Origin of the sequence: Roseibium sp. MMSF_3412 (assembly GCF_030733265.1) — a bacterium.
Taxonomy (GTDB): Bacteria; Pseudomonadota; Alphaproteobacteria; order Rhizobiales; family Stappiaceae; genus Roseibium.
Map to the genome: position 1 here is coordinate 15,552 of NZ_JASHJI010000020.1, position 24,326 is coordinate 39,877.

Below are 24,326 nucleotides of genomic sequence, written 5' to 3' on the forward strand. Positions count from 1 at the left end.
CCGAACGAGATGGAGGCTGCCATGGTCTTTACCTGGCACGAATTTGGCAGTGGCGACATTGTCCTCAATCCGGAAGCGGACTTTCGCTTGAACACCCTGAGCCGCGCAATCTCGGTGGATCTGAAAACCGATGCGGACGACATCTGGTGGTTGATCGTGGTGCAACCCGCGATCGACCCGAAGACGAATGAAAACTATACGCTTCTGGATATCTGGGAGTTTGCCAGACACCTCGGGCTGGGAGACGACCCGGGAGACTTTCTTCTGATACCGCCGGAATACTCGCAAGACTTTCGGAAAGTCGCGGCGCCGGAGACTGTCACCTTCTACGCGCGCCGGAACTATCTGAACCGGGTCAACCGCTATGTGCTCGACCCCCGGGCAAACCAGACCGGGATAGCCTGGTTCGAAGTCGGGCCCGCCTTTCGACCGGACGACATCGTCATCCAGTCGGACCCCTTCATCATCGCGCAACCAACGGAATTCGAGGTGCCGGAAGGCTCGGTTGTCATGGCCGTCATCGACAATGGCATCGCTGTCGGGCACGAGCTCTTTCGTGGGCTTGATGCTGCTGCCGGCACATCCAGGGTCGCGTTCTTCTGGAACATGGATGGTGTTCCCTCAGATGATTTGCCGCCCTCCCCACATGTTGAACCGGCGACGGTCGGCAATGTCTGGACCGGGAACGGACTGACCCAGCAACTTGGCGGCAACATGCATAACGGTGTCCTCGACGACGCCGCCTTCTATCAATCCATAGGCGCGATTGACTGGTCCAAACGCCGGCACACGCCGATCGCGCACCGGCTGTCGCACGGAACGCACGTTATGGGACTGGCCGCAGGGTTTCCCTCTGATGGAACGGATCCCGCAGACGCCGAAAAGCGGCCGATTATCGCGGTCAACCTGCGCACGTCGGATGTTCAGGATCCCTCGGGCAGCCTCTTCGCGACCTGGCTGGAACAGGCCTTGTTCTTCATTCTCGACCGTCATAAGCGGATCAGCATCAAGGGCCGCAAGGGTGTCCGCCCTCCGCTTGTCATCAATTTCAGTTTCGGGAACTACGCCGGCCCGCATGACGGCACCGGCGCCATCGAGAAGAAAATCGGCGGCGCTCTGAGCAAGGCGTCACACGACAAGATCAAATGCGAATTTGTTCTACCTGCCGGAAATGGAAACGAAAGCCGTTGCCACGCGCGCATAGAAATCGACAGCGGCCACACCCGCGAGAAGTCGCTTGACTGGCGCGTCCAGCCCTCTGATCGCAGTCTGTCGGCCCTGCAGATCTGGCTGGACGAGAAAGGAGCGGTTGCCGATGACTACGTCACCCTGACAGTTGACGGGCCGGGAGGGATCGAACCGGTTGAAGTCCCCTCGCACCACCCTGTTGCCTGGCAGGAGTTGCTGAATGAAGAGGGCGAAAGGCTTGGGCTGGTCTATTTCCTTGGCGCCAATGTCGGTCCGTTCAAGCGCGGTCATTTCGGCGTGTTGCTCTATGCGACCGACAGCCCGGAAGATGTCGGTCCGTTCGCGCCGTCAGGCTTGTGGAAGATGCACCTGGAAGCACCGGAAAAATCCGGTGACGTTGGCGCGAGAGCCTGGGTCATTCGGGACGAAACGCTGCCCGGGTATCCCGTGTTCGGACGGCAGTCCTATTTCGATGATCCGCTCTATGCTGAGTTCTTCGAACCGGGTCTGCCAATCAATCCGCTAGACCGGCCGTTGATCGGCGGGCGTCTGGGATATGACCCGCTCGCGACATCTGCGCTGGTCCGGCGCGCCGGCACGTTGAGCGGTTTTGCCAGCGGTGACAGGACGGTCGTCATTTCCGGCTTCGTCAATACGGACCCGAGAGAAGACTGCCCGATCGCGCTTTATTCGGCTTCCGGACCGACCAACAACCCCGCCAAGACCGGACCGGACGCGTCCGCCCAAAGTAATGACAGTATCGTCATGCCGGGTGTGTTGAGCGCCGGGTCCGCGAGCGGTTCCTTTGTCGCGATGCCCGGCACCAGCGTTTCCGCACCGCAGGTGGCGCGCTGGATTGCCGATGAGCTCGCTATGGGCAAGGCGGCCGGACCGGCAGAGGTCCGTGCCGCCGCCGGCGCGATGGACCCTCCGGGCGGAAGCACCAAACCGCCTGACACGCGCTCCGGCGGCGGGCGGATGCTGGAGCTTCCGATCCTGTTCGGACAGTCCCGCTGGCCGGGCTCGTCCAGGTAACAGGCCGGAGCGGCGCACGCAGCGCCACTCCGGCGAAGCGTCAGCTGTTGTTGTTTCCGAGCGCGTCCAGCAACGTGCCGAGATTATGCTGGAACATGGCAAGGTAGCTGGTGGCAGGTCCGCCGCGCTCTGACAGGGCGTCGGAGTAAAGACGGCCACCGATCTCGATTCCCGTCTCGTCCGAGATCTGCTGCACGAGCGCGGGGCTGGTGATGTTCTCCACGAACAATGCGGCCGCACCCTGCTCCTTGAGCTGCGCGATGAGAGCGGCGAGATCACGGGCGGACGGCTCCGCTTCCGTGTCGATACCGACCGGAGCAAGGAAGGTCAGCCCATAGGCGTCGGCAAGGTATCCGAAGGCATCGTGGGCAGTCACGACCGTGCGGCGATCTTCCGGCAGCGCCGCCAGGCGCGTGCGGGTTTCCTTGTCGAGTGCTTCCAGCTTTGCGATGTAAGCCTCGGCATTTGCCTTGAAGTCGTCGGCGTGATCCGGAATGGCCCTGGACATGGCATCGGCGACGTTGCGGACATAGATCACACCGTTCGACAGGGAGTTCCAGGCGTGCGGGTCGGTCTCTCCGTCCACCATGACCGGCGTCACGCCTTCGGTGGCAATGTGCACGGTGGCTTCGGTGCCGGATTCCGAAATCAGCGTGTCGGACCAGGTCTCGAAGCCGAGGCCGTTGACGAAGATGATGTCGGCTTCGGCAACGGCGCGGGCATCGGCAACCGACGGCTGATAAACATGCGCATCCGCATCCGGTCCGACGATGGTTGTGACTTCGGCATGGTCGCCGACCACTTGTTCCACCATATCCCCGAGGATCGAGAAACTGGCGACGATCTTGACGTCTTCATGCGCAGCGGCCGGCAATGCAGCTGCCATCAGCGATGAGGCCATCAGACCTGCGGCCAGGGTTTTCAAAAAGGTCATTGGATCCTCTCTTCAGCATAGGATTGTTCGACAGAAGGTTTTGCTCCCGGCGACGGTTTGCGCAACCGGCCGCCGAAGCCGAGCGGCCCGAACAGGGCCGAAATCAGAAAGAAGCCGCCGGCAACCAGGACGATCGCCGGACCGGACGGTGTCTCGGGGAAAAAATACGACAGGGTCAGACCGATCCAACAGCTTGCAAGCGCAAACAGAAATCCGAGCACAAGCTGACCTGTAATCGTACTTGCCCAATAGCGCGCCGCGGTCGCAGGCAGGATCATCAGGCCGACGGCCATCAATGTCCCGAGCGTTTTGAACGCGGCAAGCAGGTTCAGAACCAGAAGCAGCATGAAGCCCTGATCTACGAGCCATGGCCGCCGTGTCTGGGATTCGAAAAATATGGGATCGCAGGTACTGACGATGAGCGGCCGAAGGAGAAAGGCAAAGGCGACAAGTGTCACCGCTGCAACGCCGCCGACCAGCATCATGGAAGCGTCGTCGATCCCGAGGATCGACCCGAACAGGAAGCTCTTGAGCGGCACTGCCGACCCGGCTGCGGACAGAATGAAGATACCGGCGGCCAGGGCAATGAGATAGAGCGAGGCGAGGCTGGCGTCACTGCGCAGGATCGTCTTGCGCGCAAGCAGGGCCGTCAGAATGGCAACGCCGACGCCTGCAACCAGCCCGCCGATGAGCAACGACATGACCGACAATCCCGCAGCGACGAACCCGATCACGATCCCCGGCGTGATCGCGTGGGCCATCGCCTCGCCGGCCAGCGACAGACGGCGAAGCACGAGAAAGGCCCCGATGGGTGCAACGGAAGCCGACAGCACGGTCGTCGCAACGAACGCGCGTCGCATGAAGGCAAAGCTCCACATCTCGGCGAACAGCTCAAGCATGGGCCTGCCCCTTCTGTTCAATGGAACCTCTGAACATCCAGGACGCCTGGCTCTGCGACAGGTACCCGTGGGCCACGAGCAGATCCGGTGTCAGGACTTCCGCCACGGAGCCATGTGTCGCCGCTCCGTTGCCGAGCAGAAGCGCATGGCTGCAGTGATCAAGAACCGAGGACAGGTCATGAACGACCAGCACCACAGCGCGGTTTTCCTCGCGCCAGCGCTTGATGATCGACAGAAGATGTGCCTCGGTGCTCTGGTCGACCGCGGCAAAAGGTTCATCCAGCAGGATCAGGGGGGCGTCCTGCAATATGACGCGGGCGAAGAGAGCCCGTTGAAGTTGCCCGCCTGAGAGTGTGTGCAGCGAACGGTCCGCCAGATCGGGAATGCCGGCTTCTTCCAAAGCCGCCGCCACGCGATTGCGTCCGCCCCGGCCAAGACCCGACCACAGGTCAAACCCGCGCCAGGCCCCCATTGCAACGAGATCGCGAACACGGATCGGAAACCGCCTGTCAAACTCCGTCAACTGCGCCAGGTAGCCGATCTCACCCGGTCGGCCGGAGGGCCAGTGAAGGCGTCCGGCAAGCGGGTCCATCAGGCCAAGCAGCATCTTGACGAATGTGCTCTTGCCCGAACCGTTTGCTCCAAGCACCGCCAGCGTCGTTCCCGCCTTCATGTCCAGCGACAAATGCTTGAACAGCGTAAGGTCCGGATAGCCCAGGGACAGATTGCGGAGTTCCAGGACGGCCGCCATCACAGCACCGCCCAGATCAGAAGCCAGAGAAGGCCGGAAAATGCGAGCGCACCTGCGGCGAGAGCCGCAACGCTCATCTCGGTCAGGCAGGAAAGCCGGCTCCTCGGTATTTCGCCACTGGAAATGTGCCGCGCCATCAGCCCGCTCCCGGACGTGATGCGGCAACTGAAGTCAGCGGGGCCGTGAAACTAGCCCTGGCGTGATGTCCCCGCAATCGGGATGGTCGAGTGGTTTGGCGCATCGCCCCCTCCGTATGGACGGGGATCTGGCAGAACCATATCTTTGAACGGTGGAACCGTTTTGCGCATGGACGTCTCCCACCGGGACACCCCGCCCGGATAAGTTAAGGTTGCGATGGCAGGTCTCCTGACTCGCGGGTCCAAGCTTTCCCGTACCTTCCCGAGCCTTCGTGTAACATGGCCCAGTGGCGTTCATCGGGGTTGCTCACCGCTCACAGTTGCGGGGGCAGTCACGGATTTAGCGCCCTTCAGGCTCTTCCTCACCGTGTTCCCTTTTCATCTCGCAGCCGTTTTCATTCTGCGAGAACCATCAGTTGGCAAACTATTTTCTCAGCTAAAAATAATCAACACGTATTTGTGCTTACGGATCGGCTCCGGAGACCTGGCCGGCATGGCCGGAGCCACGACAGCGGCAAGTACACACGATGCATCAGGGACTGGATCCCTTCGCGGCCCCGACCCGTCTGCTGCACGTCTAGTCCCGCGCTTCCAGCCACGTCTGCGCCGAAGCCATCTGCCCCGAGACAATACCCTCAGCCAGTTTTTGTCCGACGACGGCGCCGAACTTGTATCCATGTCCGGAACAGGCCGACACGATGGTTACCTTGTCCTCGCTCGCAGCGAAGAAGTGCTCGTCAGCCGTGAACGTGTAGGCGCAGGTCACAACATCGTCGACACGGTATTCCTCGATCCGTGAAAACGGTGGTGAGAAGTGGTTGCGCAATGTTTCCCCCTCTCCCGCTTTCGGCACCCGATCCTGGTTCGGCGGCGCCTTGTATTTGTGAATGCCGGCACCGAACTTGAGGCCGGTCCCGGCGACGGGAGGAAGAATGTAGCCGTCAACGGGACCACCGGGATCAAGAATCGCGGGTGAACGCTCCCATGCCTCTGCAAGATCATCTGGAGGCGTGAGATAGACCACGGCCGTGCGATAGGTCGTCAGGTTTTTTGCCAGCCTTGGAAAGAGACCGAGTGTCCAGGCGCCTGCGGTGACGATCACATGATCACCTGTCAGACCCTCGCCGCCTGCAAGGGTCACGGACCCGGCAGCGGCATCGACGGCGGCGACTTCCGCATTCTCACGCACATCCGCACCCTGTGCCCGCAACCAGTCGCGCAGATCCGAAGCGATTTTCTGGCACAGGAGAACGCCACCTTCGTCGCTGACAAGCCCGTAGCGGATCGTTTCCGGATCAACGAAGGGAAACCGCGCAGCGGTTTCTTCAGGCGTCAGATCCTCAAACGGATAGCCACCTTCGACGAGACCCTTCCGGTAGTCTTCGCCGCCATCGTCTTCGGACTGGGACATCACCATGAAGCCGGTGTCCACCAGATGCTTTTCGCCCAGGTCTTCCCACATCTCGTCCCACGCCGAATAGGCGTCACCGATCCGCCGTTGATACCCGCCCTGCCCGCCATAGGCGCGGCGAATGATCCGGTGCTGGTCGCCCGACGCGGAGAGCGGGTTCGGGATCGGTCCCTGCTCGAGCAGTGTGACCGGGACACCGCGCTTGGTCAGCGCCCAGGCAGTGGAAAGACCGGAGATGCCGGCTCCGACAACGAGTATTGTCATGAAAGAAGTCCTGCGGTTTGGTACCGCAGATTACCCGGCGCGGCCATGGAAGCAAGCGGCGATTTATCGCTTGGTCCGCATACCGGTTATGTGCTTGCCGACATCTTGAATCACTTGTTTAAGCCGCTCACAAAGCACATGAACGGGCAAGTTCTGTTCATGTTGCGCTTTAAGTGCGGACGACGGGCATTCCCCATTGAGATCAATGTTTTGCGCTGAATACCGGACTCTGTTCGGCAGCTTCGCCTAATCCCCCAGGGGCTGTGGTCCGGTGCGCCCGTGATAGGCCGTGAGGGAAGCCCGGATACGGCGCAGGTTCTCCGTTGTGTGGTCGGAACGCAGCTGGGCAACCGCCATGGCAAGAGCGTCGATGATGACCAGATAGGCGTAGCGCGATGCCGTTGGTTTGTAGATATCCGGGTCTTCCGGAAGATCGATCTGCAAGGCGCAATCGACGGATCGCGCAAGTGTGCTGCCCGACCTGGTGATCGCCAGTGTGGCCGCACCGTAGCCCGCCGCGATTTCTGCGGCACTGACGATTTCATCCGCCTCACCGCTGGAGGAGATCAGCAGGATGACATCGGACTTGGAAAGGGTCGCCGCCCGCATCTGCAGGAGATAGCTGTCAGAGACCGCCACTGTCGCAACGCCGAGACGGAACAGCCTGTTGGACGCCTCCTGCGCCAGCATGGAAGAGCCCCCGCCGACGCCGCCGACAAGCACGGTACGCGCCTTGGCGATATGATCTTTTGCCGTCTCGAACACCTCCCCGTCGAGTTGTTTGCGCATGACATTCAGGGACGCGGAAAGAGCGCCGATCACCTGATCGAGAAATCCGGAAACCGTCTCCGATTCCGGCCGATCGCCGACATCGAGATATTGAAGGCTGACCGCTAGGTTCTGCGCCAGCCGGATCTTGAATTCGCGGAACCCGTCGCAACCCATCGTCCGACAGAACCGCACCACGGTCGGTGTGCTGACGTCACACGCCTTCGCCACTTCTGCAATCGTCATGGCGCTGATGCGCTCCAGATTGGCTGAAACGAAATCGGCAACCTTCTGTTCCCTGGTCGAGAGCTGGCCCTCGGATTTCTTCAGATTGGAAATCACGTCGACAGCCGCGTGTCCCAGTCCCTCGTCTATTTTCAATCGTGCCTGCATGATACCTCGCCCTCATTCTGTAACTCGGTTACAAAATTTGGTCAATAAACGCACCTATTTACTGGTTGAAGACGGTAATTTTGTAATTAAGTGACAAAAATACCTTGACTCACTCCCCAATCCCGCGAAATTATCTAACGGAGTTTCATGCGGGAGGGGCGAACTTGAAAATCCTGGCAGAAAGAATCGGCAGAAGGCTGAACCGGCTGATCGAAGCGGTCGTCGCAGTCCTGATGCTGGCGCTTGTCATCGATGTCTGGATCGGCGTCATCGACCGCTACTGGTTTCACTGGCAATTGCCCTGGCCGGAAACGCTCGCCCGCTACCTGATGATCTGGGCAGCGCTGCTGGCGGTCTCGTCCGGCATCGCCCGCCGCGAGCATATCGGCCTGACATCCTTCCTGATGAAGCTGCCTTTCACTGTGCGGCGCGGCGTGCTCATCGTGATCGACCTGCTGGCGATCGCTCTTTTTGCCTATGTGCTCTGGTTCGGTGTCGGCTTTGCCCAGAGCGGCGCATCCCGGCAGGCCATGATCTTCGGCGCGACACTGGAACCGTTTTTCTGGGCCGTTCCCGCCTCCGCCTTCCTTGCCATCGTGCAGCTCGTCCTGGTCCTTTTGCGCGATCAGGGTCTTCAGCTCGACGTATCTGCGGAGGCACGGGCATGATTGTCGCCGTTACTTTTGTGCTCCTGATCCTGTTCGGCATGCCGATCGGTTTTGCCATCGGACTTGCCGGCGTCGTCGGACTGATCGACATGGGCGGCGGGCCGAACTTCCTGGCCATCGGGCCAAGCAAGATCTTCAATGGCCTGAACATCTTTCCGTTCCTCGCCATGCCATTCTTCATTCTGGCCGGCGAGATCATGAACGGTATCGGCATCACTGACCGGCTGGTGAAACTTGCGCAGGTTCTGGTCGGCCGCTTTCGCGGCGGCCTCGCCCATACCAACATGCTCGCCTCCGTCTTCTTTGCAGGTTTGACCGGGTCGGCAACCGCAGACGCCGCCGCCTTTGGCCGGACGCTGGTCCCGGCGATGGAAAAGGAAGGCTATTCACGCGATTACGCCTGCGCCGTCACCGCGGCAGGTTCGATCATCGGCCCGACCATTCCCCCATCTGGTCTCATGGTCGTCTACGGATCGCTCATGGGCGTTTCCATTGGCGGCCTGTTCGCGGCCGGCATCCTGCCCGGCCTCGTCATCTGTCTGGTCTGCATGGGCGTCATCGTCATTGGCGGAAAACGCGAGAACCTTCCCAAGGCGGCCCGGGGCGCCACCTTGCGCGAGGTCTGGGACACGTTCGTGTCGTCGCTGACCGCACTCCTGATGCCGATCATCATTCTGGGCGGCATACTCGGCGGCGTCGTCACGCCGACGGAAGCGGCATCGATCGCGGTCGCCTATGCCCTTTTCATCGGGATCTTCGTCTATCGGACGCTGAACATGCGCGACTTCTATTCCATGCTCGTGCGCACGGCGCGGATTACCGGCGTCATTTTCGTGATCATCGCCTTTGCCGGCATTCTCGGCTGGTGGATGAGCTTTGAGCGCATTCCGCAGATGCTGGCCGGAACGGTCCTCGGCATCTCCGAAAATCCCTATGCGGTCATCGCCATCATCATCGGGATCCTGCTGATCGTGGGCATGGTGATGGACATCACCGCCATCCTGATCATTCTGGCTCCCGTTCTTGTGCCGCTTACCGAGCAGATCGGGCTGGAGCCGATCCATGCGGGCATCATTTTCGTCCTGGCACTGAACATCTCCCTGATGACACCGCCGGTCGGGGCCTGCCTGTTCGTCCTGTCCTCCGTCACCGGGGAAAAGCTGGAGCGGATCGCGGTCAAGCTGATGCCGTTCCTGATCGCCGAAATCACCATCCTGTTCCTGTTCGCATTCTGGGAGGACGCGGCGCTGTTTCTGCCGCGCGCCTTCGGATTTGCCCAATAGACCACGTCTTCAACTGAGGAGGTAATCATGAAGACTTTGAAGAAGGGGTTCGTTGCAGGCGCCGTGCTCGCACTGACCGCAACCACCGCACTGGCCGAGGGCGGTGTCATCCGCTTCGGTCATGACAACAAGACCGACCCGTTCGAAAACCCGGCCCACGCCTGCACGGCGGTGTTCTCCAACATCGTTGCCGCCGACACCAATGGCAGCGTGACCGTCGAGGTCTTCGGCTCCAACCAGCTCGGGTCTGCCGCCGAGCATGTCGACCAGGTGCGCAACGGGGTCATCCAGGCAACCCTGACGTCAACAGGTGCGCTTGCCAGCTACTATCCGCGCATCGACGTTCTGAACCTTCCCTTCGCCTTCGCCAACAACGCATCCACCTATTCCGTTTTCGACGGCCCCTTCGGTGAAGCGCTGGCGGCAGACATCGAGGAAACGCTCGGCGATGTCGTCGTGCTCGGCTTTCCGGACACGGGCGGCTTCTTCGCCGTAACCAATTCCCAGCGGCCAATCGCGGATCTCGACGACTTCAACGGCATCCGCATCCGCACAATGACGCTGCCTTCGCACCAGAAGATCGTCCAGGCACTGGGCGCGGAAGCCTATCCGCTGAGCTGGGGCGAGGTTTATTCCGGCCTTCAGACCGGCGTGATCGACGGACAGATGAACCCCGTGCCGATCATTTCCTTCGCGAATTTCGCCGAGGTCCAGAAGTACATGACGCTGACCAACCACCTGTTCTCGCCCTATACCTTCATGGTCAACCGCGCGTTTTTTGAAGGCCTGAGCGAGGCGGAGCAGGACACCTTGCGCGTTGCGGCAGAAAACTGCGTTGCTGCCAGCCGTGGCCTCTCGCGCATCATCGAGGCGTCCGACCGGGGCCTTGCGGGTCTCATGGACAAGATCGAGGTGACCGCCCTGACGGACGATCAGCGCAAGGCCATGGCGGGTGCGACACAGCCTGCTTTCGAGACCCATGTCGCCGAGAACCTCGATGCCAAGGCGACCGAACTGCTCACGCTCTTCAAAAGCGAAGTGGAAGCTGCCAACGGCAGCAGCTACCTGAACTGACGTAGAGTATGACCTAAGGTCCTCCCTGGCTTGGGGAGCTCCGGCTCCCCTAGGTGATGGACCCATAAATGAGACTGAAATGGCATGCGAAATGGCGAAATCCCGTTAGGAAGGGTGCGCGGAGCGGGCTTCCTGCCCGGTCAAGCACGCTAACGCCACGGGGTGAAGCCATTTCCATGTCCTTCGGATTTGACCGGATTGCGCCTCCTCCGCGTTGCGAAAGGCTTGAAAATACGCCGCATTTCCTGCGCTTCCGCTCCTTGACGAGAAGCAATCCGCCTCAAACCATTTCGGCCTCATTTATGGGTCCATCACCTAGCCATCTTTTCACTCTGACCGGGGTTTTCATGCGCGTTTTTTGTGCGTCCGTCGCGACCGAGACCAACACTTTTTCTCCCTTGAGAACGGACTTTTCGGACTTTGAACAGAGCTTCTATGCACCGCCCGGCGAACACCCGGAAACACCGACGCTGTGCAGCGCCGTGTTCCCAGCGTTGCGCAAGCGCGCCGCACGTGGCGAGGTCGAGCTGATCGAAGGAACCGCAACGTGGGCCGAGCCCGGCGGCCTGTTGAGCGCCCCGACATGGCAGCGCCTGCGCGCCGAGGTTCTCGGCCAGCTAAAGGCAGCGTTGCCGCTCGACGCTGTCGTCTTCGGATTGCACGGCGCCATGATCGCCGATGGCTGCGTTGACTGCGAGGGCGATCTCCTGGAGGCCGCACGCGAGATCGCGGGCCCTGACTGCCGGATCGGAGCGACCTTTGACCCGCATAGCCACCTGAGTGAAAAACGGACGCGAAACGCCGACATCGTCACCGTCTTCAAGGAGTTTCCGCACACGGATTTTGTCGAGACCGGTGAGGCTTGTGCCGATCTGACACTCAAGGCCGCGCGCGGCGAAATCACGCCCGTTACAAGCGTTTTCGATGTCCGCATGATCGACGTTCTGCCAACCAGCCTTCAGCCGATGCGGGGCTTCATCGACAGGCTGAACGCACTCGAGCGCTCCGGTGAAATCCTTTCCGCATCGGTCATCCACGGTTTCATGGCTGGAGACTCGCCCGATCTCGGGGCCAAGATCATCGTGACAACAAATGACGACAAGGCACGCGGCAACCGGCTCGCGCGCGATCTCGGGATGGAACTTTTCGGTTTCCGCGGGCGGGCAGCGCCGGAGTTTCTGCCACCCGTGGACGCCCTGGTCCGCGCAGACAAAAGCCCCCGTTCACCGGTTGTCATCGCGGATGTCTGGGACAACCCCGGCGGCGGTGTCGCCGGCGATTCGACAATTCTGCTTCAACACGTGCTTGACCTCGGCCTGAAAGGCGTCGCACTCGGCACGATCTGGGATCCGATGGCAGTTCGGCTGTGTTTTGCCGCCGGTGAAGGCGCCGCGTTCGATCTCCGTTTCGGCGGCAAGACCTCGGCCCATGCCGGGCAGCCGATCGATGCACGGGTTCGCGTGACCCGGCTGGTGGAAAATGCCGTTCAGAGCTTCGGTGCCTCCGTCGTGCCGCTCGGCAACAGTGCGGCGATCCGGATCGGGGATCTTGATATCGTCCTCAATACCAACCGGGCCCAGGCTTTTTCGCCCGATCTCTTCACAAATCTCGGCATCGATCTGGAGACAAAACGGATCCTCATCGTCAAGTCGACGAACCATTTCCACGGGGCTTTTGCACCGATCGCGGGAGAAATTCTTTATGCTGCCGTCGAAGGGCCTTATCCTAGCGACCCGCGCCGGACCGCCTACACCCGTTTGAAACGCGAGATATGGCCGATGGTAGACAATCCCCATCACGAGGAACTCGCATGATTTTCCCGACCCTCGACACACCTTGCGTCCTGGTGGACCTGGACATAGCCGAGGCCAATATCCGCAGGTACCAGGCCCATTGCGACGGCAACGGCTTGAGGTTGCGACCGCACATCAAGACGCACAAACTGCCGCGCCTGGCAAAATACCAGGTCGCGCAGGGTGCCGTCGGCATCACCTGCCAGAAGGTCAGCGAAGCCGAGGTGATGATCGCCGAGGGCGGCATCGATGATGTCCTGATCACCTACAACATTCTGGGAGACACCAAGACGGCACGCCTGCGCGCGTTGTCCGAGAAAGTCCGGCTTTCTGTCGTCGCCGATAATGAAACCGTCGCCAAGGGTCTGAGCAGGGCGTTCGCTGATGCAGCAAGACCGCTGACCGTGCTTGTCGAATGCAACACCGGCGCCGACCGCTGCGGTGTTGCTTCTCCGGCTGCCGCTCAAGAGATTGCCCGCCTGATCAACAGTCTGCCGGGGCTTGAATTCGGCGGACTGATGACATTCCCTCCGGTTGGCCGGATGAACGAGGCCGAGATCTGGCTGAACGAGGCCAAAACCCTGATCGAAGCCCAAGGACTTGAGGTGAAGGTGGTTTCTTCCGGCGGCTCGCCCGACATGTGGCAAACCCACGGCCAGGGGCCAGTCACGGAACACCGGATCGGCACCTATGTCTACAACGACCGTTCGCTGGTCGCCCACGGGGCCTGCACCTGGCAGGATTGCGCGCTCACGGTGCTGGCAACCGTCGTCTCCGTTCCTTCCCCGAACCATGCAATCGTCGACTCCGGGTCGAAAGTTTTGACCACGGATCTCTTCGGTCAGGTAGGCCACGGCCACGTGCTTGGCCGCGATGATCTGGCAATCGATCAGCTCAGCGAGGAACACGGGCGTATCGTCTCCGATGGTCCGATCAATCTGACCGTCGGTGAAAGACTGCGGATCGTGCCCAATCACGCCTGCGTGGTCGCCAACATGCTGGACAGGGTCGAGGGCGTGCGCGGGCCGGATCTCATCGGGCCAATGCCTGTTGCGGCGCGCGGCCAGGTGTGGTGATCCCGGCGCCTGGTCGAACCTGAATTTCAGTCGTCTATTCGAACCCCTCAACAACGGAGATTTATATGCCTATCGAACGCATCGGCGTGGAACGAACCGGAGCCGGCGGACAGAACCTGCCCTTTTCACCCGCTGTCAGGGCCGGCGACTTCGTGTTCATCTCTGGCCAGGTGGCAATGAAGGAAAACGGCGAGATTGAGCCCGGCGGGATCGAAGCCCAGACGAGACGGACTATGGACAATGTTGTCGCCGTTCTGGCAAAGGCAGGCTGCACGCTCGAGGATGTCGCCAAGGTCAATGTCTGGCTGGACGACACGCGGGACTTCTGGACCTTCAACAAGATCTACGCGAGTTACTTTCCGAACGGCGCTCCCGCCCGCTCGACGGTGAAGTCACAACTGATGGTCGACGCAAAGATCGAAATAGACGTTGTTGCCTACAAGCCTTTGTGAGGGCCGGCTGAAGCAGCAGCAGGATGCGCGGCGCACCGCGCATCCTTGTTTCTGCCGCTGCGCGCGATTGCCCTGAATTTCCTGTCGCTGCATTGCGCCAATTGGCGCGGAAACTGCTTGTTGATTTCCACCGCATGGGTGCTATGTCCCGCGCAGGATCCGGAATTCAGCAACGAGGCAACAGCGTGCTAGAGGAAGACAAGGCAAACGGCGAGATCAGCCCGCCGGAGGATTATCTGTCCAATTACCCGGACTGGGGCTATCTGCTGCGCGAATTCTATGAAGCCTACCGCTTTCTGTCTTCCGGTGGCAGCGACAAGATCCGGTCGCATCAGCGGTCCGTGCGCGAAGCCATCAGCCGCGTCAGCAGGTCAAAGACGGTCATCGACTTCGGTGAGCCTGCCCAAAAACCGGTCACGGCGCATCTGAAAAGGGCGCTGGACGAAGGCAGGCTTGAACGGACGGCACCGTTGATCCGCGCGATTGAGAGCGTCCAGGGGCAACTTGCCTGGCAATACGGATACGAGAAAGTGCCGCGCGGGCTCAGCAAGAGCTATGCCTATGCGGAGCTGTGTGGCCCGAACGGTCCGGTCCTGACGACCGAAGTCATCCTTGGCCTTGTGCTGTTCGCACCCGGATGCGTCTATCCATCCCACGCGCACAGCGGCATCTCGGAGAGCTATATCTGTCTTTCGGGAGCCGTTTCGGAAAACCATCAGGGTGTTTACGCGCCCGGCTCCATGATCTTCAACCCGCCCGAGCACACGCACCGGATCACGGTGTCAAAGCTTGAACCCGCCCTCCTTGCCTATGCCTGGACGGGACCACAGGACAAACTTGCCAGCCAGAAAATGGTGTTCAGCCGCAAGCGTAAATAAGCGGTCAAACCCTTAAGCGGCTTCGGCGTCTTTGTCGATCACACGGCTGATCGTGAGCCTGGCAGGCTGAAGACGGCCATCGTCTGACACCCACCCTGGTTCACTGACCAGTTTCTCGCACTCGATCCCGAGCGCGGGAAAACTGAGACCCATGGAATGGGCAAGGGCCACACGGTCTCCGGGTTTCGGATTGAGGCCGCAACAGACCTCGCGCGTTCCCATCTTCAGGTGATGGGCGATATCCCATTCCAGAACGACACCATTGTGCCGGGTAACGACCCAGCAATGCGCATCGTCGCAGCATCCGTTCTTTTCCTGCGGAAAGAAGTAGCCGGTCAGGTAGCCTGCGTCAAAGCCGGCGGCACGCAGCGATGCAATCAGGTAGGTGTTGATGTCGACACAGGACCCTTCGGTCAGCCCGCAGGAAAGGTAAGGTACCTCGTCGCAGCCGTCGTTGAAGCGAACGTCCGCATGCCCGTAGCGGAACTTTTCGGCGCAGGAGTTCACCAGCGCCTGGATCGCGGCGTGACCGTCCGTCTGCGTCTCGGCGATGTTGATCGCATCAAACACAAGCGCCTCGGCTGCGCGCGTGAACCTGTTCCGGTGTGGCGTGAAGATGCTGTCCGGGTAGCCGGGGCCGCCTTCCCTATATCTGTAGCGAACCTCGACCTGCTGCCCCGGTTCCGGAACAACGACCGCCACGATCTGGCCTGTCGTTGTCTCGCCGGTCAGGGTGTAGTTGCCGCCTGCGACTGCGAAGTGAACCGGCATCTGGTGCGGGGTCGGCAGGCCGACGGGAACAAGCAGTTTCCGGCTCGCGCCTTCATGTGGGGCGACAGTGACCGATACATGCGTGTTCATCGAGCAGTCCTCAGATTGCGAGCTGGAAAATCAGGCCGGACAGGACCGCTCCGGCAAAGCCGAGCCCGAGATAGGTTGCAAAAACCTGCGGCTTCACAAGGGACCACACAGCCGCCATGGCGGGGATCGAGCTGACCGCGCCGGCGATCATGAAGGCCATGGCCGCTCCCGCGCTCATGCCCTGTTCCATGAGGCCCGCCAGCAGAGGCGGCGCGACATAGCTGTTCAGGTAAGCCGGCATGCCGACCAGCGCGGAAATTGCGATTGAGCCGATACCCTCGCCGCCGACAACACCTGCGATCAGATTGGCCGGGACATAGGTGACAAGCGCGGCTTCCAGCACATAGGCCAGCGCCAGCCACTTCACCAGGAAGAACGCATTTGCCTTGAGTTCAGCGCCAAACTTCCGGGTACGCTCAGCCTCGCTCCAGAATTTCCAGACAGGTTTGCCAGTCAACGGAGATGCACCGCATCCGCACCCGTTTGCGGAAGAACCGATCTTGACCGGGTTTGAGAAAGCGCCCGTCTTCAGCAGCATGGAGACGAGGAACCCGCCGAAAAGCCCGAGCGCGACGGCGAATATCGCCTTGCCTATGGCGAAGGACCAGCCGAGTGCGCCAGCCGTGATCAACAGTGTCGGCGGATCGATCAGCGGCGAAGACAGCCAGAAGGCCATGATAGCGGACAGCGGCGCACCGACGGCCAACAGCCCGGCGATGAACGGAATGACTTCGCACGAGCAGAAAGGCGCCAACCCGCCAAAGAGGGCAGCCAGCACGATGGCCTGCGTCTCGCGCCCCTCGAAGGCACGGGCGACGTAGGCTTCGGCTCCTGCCGCTTTCAGCCACGCGATCAACGCAACTGCAAAAGCAATATAGGGCAATGTTCCGAGGAACGCTTTGACTGCAAAACTCACGAAAGGAACGAATTGCACCTGGTCCAGCAGCAGAACCAGAAGCGGGCCGCCGATCACGATCGTCCATGTTGACAAAAGAGCGTTCCGGCCGGGAAATGACGTCCAGCTCCATTTTGGTTTTTGCGCAGCGCTGCCGTCGGCTGTCGGCCCGCAGCAACGCGTTGCCTCGTTACCCTGGTCAAGCTCAATGCGATCGATCGTATCCGACATCTGCCTTATCCCTGTCGCAGGCGCTAACGGGCGCCTTCGTCCACACAGCATTCTTTCAATATGTACCCGGCAAGACCTTCCAGATGATCGAACGCCGCACGATTGACAACCGACCGGCCATCCTTTTCCTGGAGAACGAGGCCTGCTGAAGAAAGAAACTTCAGGTGATGCGCGAGCGTGGAAGCAGCCATGCCGGTCCGGCTCTGGATATCGCCGACGGTCAAACCGCTCGGTCCCGCCTTGACCAGCGTCAGCACCACCTGCAGACGGGCCTCCGAGCCAAGCGCAGCAAACCCTTGCGCAACTTCTTCCAGGTCCATTCCATATCTCCAATATAACTATATTTCTAGTTATATAGTTTTAATCGACGTGTCAAGGGCTACGAGCTTGGGAGAAAAGGTGGCACATGCCTGGTATCAATTCGCTTCCGTGAAGCGACGCCAGCAACATGCGCGGCGTGCTGCGATTGACTGGAACAAACCGCTCTACCTGCGCAACGGCAGCGGCCTACCGCCCTTGGGAAACCTGGTTCCGCGCGTCTGCGATGGCAGTTCGCCGAACAGCTTGTGATAGTACTTGCTGAACCGGCTCCATTCCCAGAAACCTTCTTCGGCCGCGATATCGCCGATACTGTCATTCAAACGATCACCGTCGAGGAGTTTCTGTCTTGCGCTGTTCAGCCTGATAACCCGGGCATATGCTGCCGGACCCATGTTCACATTGGACTTGAACGCGATTTCAAGGGTTCGCCTGGAGCTCTTTGTCGACAGCGACGCAAGGGCATCGGAATGCAGACTGGACTGCATTTGCGACTTGAGCGTTTCACGAGCGGAAACAAAGCGCTCGAACGAGCGGGAGCTGGTCAGAAAGTCCGGAGTGGGTGGGGCGAGCCACTCGAATGAAAGCGCGTTGGCAAGACCCGAAATCGCGAGATCCCCCAACGCATCCAGATAAGCCTGTCGCTTCAATGCGCTGGCGCATTGGATAAGGACTTCCATATCCTGCCGCAAACGTGTGGTCAGCCTTGCCGACCTTATGAACTCGGTTCGGCGGCCACGCGTTGCCAGCCAGTCAGCGACCTCCGGAATCAGAGCTTCATGGCTCAGGAGCACGTCCTGGTCGATGGCAAACAAGGCGGTCGCGCCGCCGGGCCGAAAAACCTCAAAACAGTCCGCACAGGGAGGCGAAACACGTAATGTGTCGTCCCCCAGATTCGTTCCGTCGACAAAAAGTGAGGACTGCGGCCCCAGACCGAAAGCGAACAGGAAAGAGCCGGCTGGGATATTGCCGTCAATTTCCATCACATGACTGTGGTCTTCGATCATCACCAGCAGACCGCCGAAGTCGAGCATTTGCACCTTGGAACTGCACTGCCCCTCACCCAGCTGAGAAATGCTTATGGAGCTGTCGGGCTTCTGCAAGAAATCCAGACAGTCTTCAATGTCACTCGATGTGAAGAGAGAGAAGTTGGAGTTCTTTTCTATTGCCTGATCTGGCAGAAACCACAACGCCATACGACAAACTCCTCTCCTTTGATGGCGTACTTAATTTAAAACTAATTTATCATTACTGCCGGCATTAACAATCAAAGAAATCATATTTCTTGAGGTTTTTTGGAAAATTGTCATTTTTACTGATGCAAAAAACTGTATCAGTCATCAGATGTATACTTGAAAAAGTCAATCAATACCTGATTCAGGAAGCCTGGCGAAAAGTGTAAATACCCGCGCCCGGGCCACGCGTGTTTTTCGGCGCGTGCGCGGCAACAGGCTGCGTAGCGGATACAACGTCCGGACCGGCGATTGCGGTCAGACCTCCACCATCGCGTCAACGGCGTCCATCAGTTCGTCGGCCTTCCGGTCATTCATGCCGTCGGGATGAGGGTTTGAGAAACGGCCGCTGTCATTGTCGAAATATTGACCGCTGGCAGAGGCGAATTCGTCGGCAAGCGCTGCCCGCAGCAGGATATCGACGCCGATGGAAAGATCGTTTCCGGCCACTCCGAAGCCTTCCTTCACCATCTTGCTGGCGAGCAGGGAACCCGGGTTGACGGCAACGATCACCGGCCCGTCCGAGCCAAGCTGCCTGGCAAGGTGCCGCGACCACATGGTCAGTGCAAGTTTGCTTTGAGCATAGGCATCCATCGCGGAGAGGCGCACCTTGCCGGCAAGAGCTTGCAGATTGACAGGCGCCTGGGCTGCCGAAGACAGATTGACCACCCGGCTTGAGGCATTCGTGAGTGGCAGAAGGCGTCTTGTCAGCAATACGGGCGCCAGGAGGTTGACCACGAAACGGATATCGAGGCCATCTTCCGTGACTTCGTTAGCCGTGCGAAGGATGCCTGCATTGTTGATCAGCACATCGACCTTTGCGTGCTTTGCAGCAACCTCATCGGCCAGCCGCGCAACATCGCCAAGCCGTGAAAAGTCCGCCTGGTAAACATCCACCTCGCCCCCGCCGGCAGTTGCCGTGACAGCCTCCCGGGCGGCGGCAAGCTTTTGCGCGGAGCGCCCGTGCAGAAGTACGGTATGTCCTTGCTCGTGCAGTGCCTTGGCCGTTTCAAGTCCGATCCCGTCGGTCGATCCTGTCACCAGAATTGTCTTGCTCATCATGGTCCACCTTAATGTGTGAAGTCGGCAACGATTTCGTCGGAAAGCCGTTTCAGGGTTGTTTCGATATCGGCCTGATTGAAACGCAGATTGAGGGCGACATGGTTGACGCCGATCGATTCAAGCGTTTTCAGGTAGGTGCGCAGATGATTGACACCCAGCCGGAAGCCGAGATGGATCGGTTGCGGGTCGGCATCCGCCGCGGCAGCAAGGTCGATATAGAGCGGTTGCATGACCGGCTTGTCAAACGCCTCAAGCGCCCTGGTATTCTGCCTGTAGTCGCCGATTACCTGTTGCTGCGCCTGCATGTTGCGCGGATAGGTCATCCAGCCGTCGCCGTTCGCCGCGATCCAGTCCGGGGCTTGCTGGCTGCCACCGGTGATCAGCATCGGCACTTTCCCCGCCACCGGCTTCGGCAGCATGTCCATGCCGGGTTCAGGTGTGCCATGCATGTTCGTGAATTGCGGACGGGTGGCGGCCATCTGCCGGATATAGGCGAAACTTTCCCTAAAGCGTGCCCCCCTGTCGCCGAACGACATGTTGAGCGCTGGGTATTCTTCCGGCCGGTCTCCGGAGGCAACCCCAAGAAGGAGCCGGCCGCCCGAAAGCGCGTCCGCGCTGGCTGCCGCCTTTGCAACATGCGCCGGATGGCGCAGCGGCAAAATGATGCTGGCAACGCCCAGAGCGATCCGCTCGGTTCCCGCCGCGAGATATCCAAGATAGACGAACGGATCGAACATCTGCCCGGCATCACCGAAGGAAGGCACGTTGAAAGGCACGTCGCGCAGCCAGACGGACGAAAACCCGAGTTGTTCGGCAAGTTGCACGCGCTCCAGATGCCAGTTCATCCCGGGAACCGCACCCATGCCGTAGTTTTCAAGCGGCACGACCAGTCCGAGAGACAGCCGGTTGGGCTTGAAGACCGTGTTGTATGACCGGTTGATCTGTTCAAACCCGGTCCTGTCCAAACGATTGAGCATTTTTTGCCCTCGCTGCGTTCGAAGTCTTGTATTCAACGAACTGCTTCGACCTTCATTTCAACTCTATCGCAACCGTCCCGCACCGTCGCGGAACGGTTTCACGCCACACCTGTCCTCAGGCCAGGTCGTCCTTGCCTTCGATCAGGAAGTGAAAGCTGTTCGACCCTTCGGTCCGGGCTTTCAGGAAAGGAGCATATTCCGCATCATTCATGAAATTGACCGCAGCTTCCCTGGACGGCCACTCGATCACGATCCGCAGCGCCGCCTCGTCTGCGGCACCCTCCATCTGTTCATGCGACGCGGTGCGCGCCAGGTATTTGCCGCCATGCTGAGCGACCAGCCGGTTTGCCGGGCCGATATAGCCGGGGATCCAGTCTTCCGCCGTCGGTGTCACGGCGAGCACGGAGTAATACGCCATCTCAATTGATCCTCTGTTTGCAGTGGCTGCGGGCTCCGCAACCTCGGCAAACACATAAAGATCTTGAATTTTGGTATAAACAGGTAATTTCTAAGTACATAATTCGGATTTTGGATATAATCAAATGGACACAGACAGCTTGCGGCTCTTCGTTCTGGCCGCGGAAAAACTGAACATAAGCGCGGCCGGGCGCGAACTTGGCATGCCGCCCGCCGTTGCCAGCAACCGGTTGGCGAAGCTGGAGCAAAGTCTCGGTTCTGATCTCATGCACCGCTCGACGCGAAAGGTGGCATTGTCTGTCGAAGGTGCCGAGTTTCTGCCCTTCGCGCGGGAGATCCTGGCCCAGGAAGACGCCGCAAGGGCTGCCCTGGGTCTCTCCAGTCCACAGGTGAGCGGCCTGCTTCGCTTCGCGGCATCAAGCACCTTCGCGCAGCTCTACATCATTCCGCTGCTGCCCGAATTCCTGGCGAGATATCCCGAAATCAAGCTCGATCTCAAGCTATCCGACACGCGCTTCGACCTGATTGAAGGCAGTTACGATCTGGCGCTGCGCAACTCCGCCGTTGAAGACAGCAGCCTGAAATTCCGCAAACTCGCTGACGACACCCGCATTCTGTGTGCGTCACCGGACTATCTGCGCCGTCACGGAAGCCCGTCAAAGCCCTCCGATCTCGTCAATCATCAGATCATCGCCTTTCAGGACCTCACTCCGAAACCATTGATCGGTCCCGCCGGCACAATCGGACAGTTTGACCCGCGCGCCGCCGGGAGCCGTCTGGTCATGGACGACGGCCGCTCTTTGAAACTCGCGACCGTCTCAGGCGCTGGCATTTCCATGAATTCCCTCTGGAACACTCATGCTGAGCTGAAAGCCGGATCGTTGGTCAGGGTCCTGCCCGACTATGAAGTCGACGACCGGTCCGTGCTGTGGTTCGTCTATCCGAAATCGAATGTGCTGACTGGAAAAGTCAGGGTCTTTATCGACTTCCTCCTGGAAAAGATCGGCAAGGCGCCCGTGTGGACCAGCGCCTGATACCCGGTGTGCTCAGTTGCAGCAGCCTGACGCGGAAGAACCGCAGCAACCACTGTTGTCTGTTGCGGCGACATGCTCAAGCGCCGGTTTGCAGTGGGCACGCACGTCGCGCAGCCGAACAGCAACCGCACGGCCGCGCAGCTCCGGCGCAGCCAGGTCGTAGATCCGCATTCCCTGGTTCTCGTGTGCAAACTCAACCTGCAGCGGGCTTTCGCCAAGCCCGGTCAGCCTCGCTATGCTCTGTTCAAGAATACTGTTGAACTTTCCAACCTTCATATGACTGCCACCTTGGCCATCGAGCAACTGCAATGCGGCCTCCGTCCAGGAGGCGAGGCGTCCACCACAGTCAATACTGCCGACCTTCGCAAGTTTGAATTCCGTGACATGATAGCCCGCGCCGATTGTCCCCTCCCCGGTCTGAAAGATCAGTGGCAGATCGGCGGGCATTTTCTGCAATCCGTCCAGCAGCGATTGGGGTGTCATGGCGGCAACCTTTCATTTCAAGTTTTGTTGAAATACAGTCTAAACAGAAATCAGGACTCATTTCAAGAAAGTTTGAAATATGAATGAAACAGGTGCCCTGGCTGCCTTCGCGTCGATCTCCAGCGCAACGCGTCTGCGCATTCTCAAACGGCTTGTCGAAGCAGGCAGCGACGGTCTGACCGCCGGCGAGATTGCAGAGACTGTCGGCGCAACGCCTTCCAGAACATCGTTTCACCTGTCCAACATGTCGGACGCGGGCCTGGTGACCTCAACACGGCACGCACGGCAGATCACCTACCGGATCGACTTCGCGACCGTTGGGGCCTTGATGCGTTACCTTCTGGAAGACTGCTGCAAAAACAACGCGACAGTCAGGGCGTGTTGCCTTCCGGGCAGTGGCTGCTGATCTGACCGGATCAGACCTGGGTGATCGGCCCATGAATGAGGCGGAAAGGGTTTGAGGCGGCTTGCTGCTCGTCAAGGATCGGCAAGCGCAGGAAACGGGATTCATTTTCAAGCCTTTCGCAACGCGGAGGAGGCGCAAGCCGGTCAAATCCGAAGGACATGAAAACGGCTTCACCCCGTGGCGTCAGCGCGCTTGACCGGGCAAGAAGCCCGCTCCACGCACCCTTCCTGACGGGATTTCGCCATTTCGCATGCCATTCCACTCTCGTTCATGGGTCTGTCACTTAAAATCGCTCCACATGCGGGCGCAGTTCGATCTCGTTTGTCCAGATGCTGCGATGCTGGCGCGTCATCTCCAGATATGTCTTCGCGATCGCGTCAGGATCCAGCGTCTTTTCCGGATCGTTGTAGGGAGCACCGCGTTCGGCACTGTGAATGGCCCCGTCGATAACGAAATGCACCACGTGGATGTTCTTCGGATGAAGTTCCCGGGACAGTGACTGACAGAGCCCTCTGAGCGCAAATTTCCCCATCGCGAAAGCCGCTGATTGCGGGAACCCCTTGATGCCGGCGGATGCGCCGGTGAACAGCAACGTGCCTGCTTGGTTCGGAACCATGCGTTTCGCCGCTTCGTGGGCGACAAGAAAGGCCCCCCACGCGGTGACGTCGAGGGCGGCGCGCACTTTCTCAGGATCGAGTTGCTCAATCGGACCCTTGGTCCGGCCGCTTGGATTGTAGACGACAACGTCCGGAGTTGCCTCGTCGGCGTCAAGCGCGTCAAACAGGCGCTTGACCCCGGCCTGGCTCGTGGCATCGCACGCATAGGCCCTTGCACCGGTCTCCCGGCACAGGTCGTCCAGCTTGTCCGGATTGCGCGCCGCCAGGAAGACCCGATAGCCTGCTTGCGAATAGACACGTGCAAGCGAAGCGCTCAGCCCCGACCCGGCACCAACAATCAATGCATTTTTTGCCATGACCCTGCTCCTTGGACACACCCTTTGCTGTTACTTGGGGACGCGATCGGGATTTGCCCAGTCAACAGCCTGTGTCCGTGGTGCCGCACGCACGACCACGAGCCGCTTTACGGTCGGCCTTTTCAGCAACTCATTGGCTGCGCGCGGCGTATCGCGCGGTTCCCTTTGAAGCGGACCTTAATGGCGAGTGCACCTCAGAGATTTTCATCGGGAAATTGACGCCGGACCGGAATCGATAATACCGTTCAATATTGCTTCGGACGGAATAAGCATTTTGATCTTTTTTACTGGTCCAGATCCTGGTTTCAGGATTGACACAATGGCAGAGACTGATCGGACTGCAATAAACAACAGAGCCAGAGGGGCAGACAGAGGTCAGGGCTTTTACCTGAAAACCGGGTAGAGGCCGAGGGTGGCAAGCATGCCTGGGGAG

Annotated in this window: 25 protein-coding genes and 1 riboswitch; of the genes, 10 read left to right on the forward strand and 15 right to left on the reverse strand. The window is 59.8% G+C overall.

Annotated elements, in window-relative coordinates; genetic code table 11:
* Nucleotides 1-21 precede the first annotated feature (21 nt).
* Nucleotides 22-2,223: a S8 family serine peptidase gene (locus RBB49_RS24830; RefSeq protein WP_306145609.1), complete on the forward strand. Its 2,202-nt coding sequence runs from the start codon at nt 22-24 to the stop codon at nt 2,221-2,223.
* 40 nt (nt 2,224-2,263) lie between these two features.
* On the opposite strand, the gene RBB49_RS24835 is transcribed toward RBB49_RS24830, so the two are convergent.
* From RBB49_RS24835 to RBB49_RS24860, 6 genes are all read right to left on the reverse strand, one after another.
* Complete coding sequence (locus RBB49_RS24835; RefSeq protein ID WP_306145610.1) at nt 2,264-3,157, reverse strand: metal ABC transporter solute-binding protein, Zn/Mn family; 894 nt, start codon at nt 3,155-3,157, stop codon at nt 2,264-2,266.
* Nucleotides 3,154-4,056, reverse strand: a complete 903-nt coding sequence (locus RBB49_RS24840; protein ID WP_306145611.1) for a metal ABC transporter permease — start codon at nt 4,054-4,056, stop codon at nt 3,154-3,156. The genes RBB49_RS24835 and RBB49_RS24840 overlap by 4 nt, the downstream gene beginning before the upstream one ends.
* Nucleotides 4,049-4,807: a metal ABC transporter ATP-binding protein gene (locus RBB49_RS24845; protein WP_306145612.1), complete on the reverse strand. Its 759-nt coding sequence runs from the start codon at nt 4,805-4,807 to the stop codon at nt 4,049-4,051. Before RBB49_RS24845 ends, RBB49_RS24840 begins: the two co-directional genes overlap by 8 nt.
* Nucleotides 4,807-4,944 carry a hypothetical protein gene (locus tag RBB49_RS24850; RefSeq protein WP_306145613.1) on the reverse strand — a complete coding sequence of 46 codons (138 nt, stop codon included), beginning with the start codon at nt 4,942-4,944 and terminating at the stop codon, nt 4,807-4,809. Before RBB49_RS24850 ends, RBB49_RS24845 begins: the two co-directional genes overlap by 1 nt.
* A gap of 201 nt (nt 4,945-5,145) precedes the next feature.
* A riboswitch (cobalamin riboswitch) is annotated at nt 5,146-5,373 on the reverse strand.
* Between the two features lie 148 nt (nt 5,374-5,521).
* Entirely contained in the window at nt 5,522-6,619 is a 1,098-nt protein-coding gene (locus RBB49_RS24855) for an FAD-binding oxidoreductase (protein ID WP_306145614.1), read from the reverse strand.
* Nucleotides 6,620-6,865: 246 nt separating this feature from the next.
* A complete protein-coding gene (locus tag RBB49_RS24860; protein ID WP_306145615.1) occupies nt 6,866-7,780 on the reverse strand; it encodes a MurR/RpiR family transcriptional regulator in 915 nt (304 codons plus the stop codon).
* A 164-nt stretch (nt 7,781-7,944) separates the two neighbouring features.
* Between RBB49_RS24860 and RBB49_RS24865 the strand changes: the two genes are divergently transcribed.
* From RBB49_RS24865 to RBB49_RS24895, 7 genes are all read left to right on the forward strand, one after another.
* Nucleotides 7,945-8,448 carry a TRAP transporter small permease gene (locus RBB49_RS24865; protein WP_306145616.1) on the forward strand — a complete coding sequence of 168 codons (504 nt, stop codon included), beginning with the start codon at nt 7,945-7,947 and terminating at the stop codon, nt 8,446-8,448.
* Nucleotides 8,445-9,731 carry a TRAP transporter large permease gene (locus RBB49_RS24870; protein WP_306145617.1) on the forward strand — a complete coding sequence of 429 codons (1,287 nt, stop codon included), beginning with the start codon at nt 8,445-8,447 and terminating at the stop codon, nt 9,729-9,731. Before RBB49_RS24865 ends, RBB49_RS24870 begins: the two co-directional genes overlap by 4 nt.
* Before the next feature lie 27 nt (nt 9,732-9,758).
* Nucleotides 9,759-10,805, forward strand: a complete 1,047-nt coding sequence (locus RBB49_RS24875) for a DctP family TRAP transporter solute-binding subunit (protein WP_306145618.1) — start codon at nt 9,759-9,761, stop codon at nt 10,803-10,805.
* A 347-nt stretch (nt 10,806-11,152) separates the two neighbouring features.
* On the forward strand, nt 11,153-12,619 hold the full coding sequence (locus RBB49_RS24880; RefSeq protein ID WP_306145619.1) for a M81 family metallopeptidase: 1,467 nt from the start codon (nt 11,153-11,155) through the stop codon (nt 12,617-12,619).
* Nucleotides 12,616-13,674, forward strand: a complete 1,059-nt coding sequence (locus tag RBB49_RS24885) for a D-TA family PLP-dependent enzyme (RefSeq protein WP_306145620.1) — start codon at nt 12,616-12,618, stop codon at nt 13,672-13,674. Before RBB49_RS24880 ends, RBB49_RS24885 begins: the two co-directional genes overlap by 4 nt.
* Before the next feature lie 65 nt (nt 13,675-13,739).
* Nucleotides 13,740-14,126, forward strand: coding sequence for a RidA family protein (locus RBB49_RS24890; RefSeq protein WP_306145621.1), 387 nt, complete (start codon nt 13,740-13,742; stop codon nt 14,124-14,126).
* Between the two features lie 185 nt (nt 14,127-14,311).
* Nucleotides 14,312-15,004 carry a dimethylsulfonioproprionate lyase family protein gene (locus RBB49_RS24895; protein ID WP_306145622.1) on the forward strand — a complete coding sequence of 231 codons (693 nt, stop codon included), beginning with the start codon at nt 14,312-14,314 and terminating at the stop codon, nt 15,002-15,004.
* 12 nt (nt 15,005-15,016) lie between these two features.
* Here the strand turns inward: RBB49_RS24895 and RBB49_RS24900 are convergent, their stop codons facing one another.
* From RBB49_RS24900 to RBB49_RS24930, 7 genes are all read right to left on the reverse strand, one after another.
* The gene (locus RBB49_RS24900) at nt 15,017-15,865 is read right to left on the reverse strand and encodes a transglutaminase family protein (protein WP_306145623.1); all 849 of its coding nucleotides are present in this window, start codon (nt 15,863-15,865) and stop codon (nt 15,017-15,019) included.
* A 10-nt stretch (nt 15,866-15,875) separates the two neighbouring features.
* Nucleotides 15,876-16,991, reverse strand: coding sequence for a permease (locus RBB49_RS24905; RefSeq protein ID WP_306145624.1), 1,116 nt, complete (start codon nt 16,989-16,991; stop codon nt 15,876-15,878).
* A 23-nt stretch (nt 16,992-17,014) separates the two neighbouring features.
* Nucleotides 17,015-17,311, reverse strand: a complete 297-nt coding sequence (locus RBB49_RS24910; protein WP_306145625.1) for a helix-turn-helix transcriptional regulator — start codon at nt 17,309-17,311, stop codon at nt 17,015-17,017.
* Between the two features lie 165 nt (nt 17,312-17,476).
* Nucleotides 17,477-18,505 (reverse strand): AraC family transcriptional regulator, encoded by a 1,029-nt coding sequence (locus tag RBB49_RS24915; protein WP_306145626.1) that lies wholly within the window; start codon nt 18,503-18,505, stop codon nt 17,477-17,479.
* Nucleotides 18,506-18,799: 294 nt separating this feature from the next.
* Nucleotides 18,800-19,600, reverse strand: coding sequence for an SDR family NAD(P)-dependent oxidoreductase (locus tag RBB49_RS24920; protein ID WP_306145627.1), 801 nt, complete (start codon nt 19,598-19,600; stop codon nt 18,800-18,802).
* 11 nt (nt 19,601-19,611) lie between these two features.
* Nucleotides 19,612-20,580, reverse strand: coding sequence for an LLM class oxidoreductase (locus RBB49_RS24925; RefSeq protein WP_306145628.1), 969 nt, complete (start codon nt 20,578-20,580; stop codon nt 19,612-19,614).
* Nucleotides 20,581-20,695: 115 nt separating this feature from the next.
* Nucleotides 20,696-20,998: a DUF1330 domain-containing protein gene (locus tag RBB49_RS24930; RefSeq protein WP_306145629.1), complete on the reverse strand. Its 303-nt coding sequence runs from the start codon at nt 20,996-20,998 to the stop codon at nt 20,696-20,698.
* Between the two features lie 124 nt (nt 20,999-21,122).
* On the opposite strand from RBB49_RS24930, the gene RBB49_RS24935 reads away from it, so the two are divergent.
* Entirely contained in the window at nt 21,123-22,031 is a 909-nt protein-coding gene (locus RBB49_RS24935; RefSeq protein ID WP_306145630.1) for a LysR family transcriptional regulator, read from the forward strand.
* Between the two features lie 12 nt (nt 22,032-22,043).
* Here the strand turns inward: RBB49_RS24935 and RBB49_RS24940 are convergent, their stop codons facing one another.
* Nucleotides 22,044-22,514 carry a DUF6428 family protein gene (locus RBB49_RS24940; RefSeq protein ID WP_306145631.1) on the reverse strand — a complete coding sequence of 157 codons (471 nt, stop codon included), beginning with the start codon at nt 22,512-22,514 and terminating at the stop codon, nt 22,044-22,046.
* A 79-nt stretch (nt 22,515-22,593) separates the two neighbouring features.
* Here RBB49_RS24940 and RBB49_RS24945 point away from each other — a divergent pair, with 79 nt between their 5' ends.
* Nucleotides 22,594-22,920: a helix-turn-helix transcriptional regulator gene (locus tag RBB49_RS24945; RefSeq protein ID WP_306145632.1), complete on the forward strand. Its 327-nt coding sequence runs from the start codon at nt 22,594-22,596 to the stop codon at nt 22,918-22,920.
* Nucleotides 22,921-23,203: 283 nt separating this feature from the next.
* On the opposite strand, the gene RBB49_RS24950 is transcribed toward RBB49_RS24945, so the two are convergent.
* On the reverse strand, nt 23,204-23,893 hold the full coding sequence (locus tag RBB49_RS24950; protein WP_306145633.1) for an SDR family NAD(P)-dependent oxidoreductase: 690 nt from the start codon (nt 23,891-23,893) through the stop codon (nt 23,204-23,206).
* Nucleotides 23,894-24,326 lie beyond the last annotated feature (433 nt).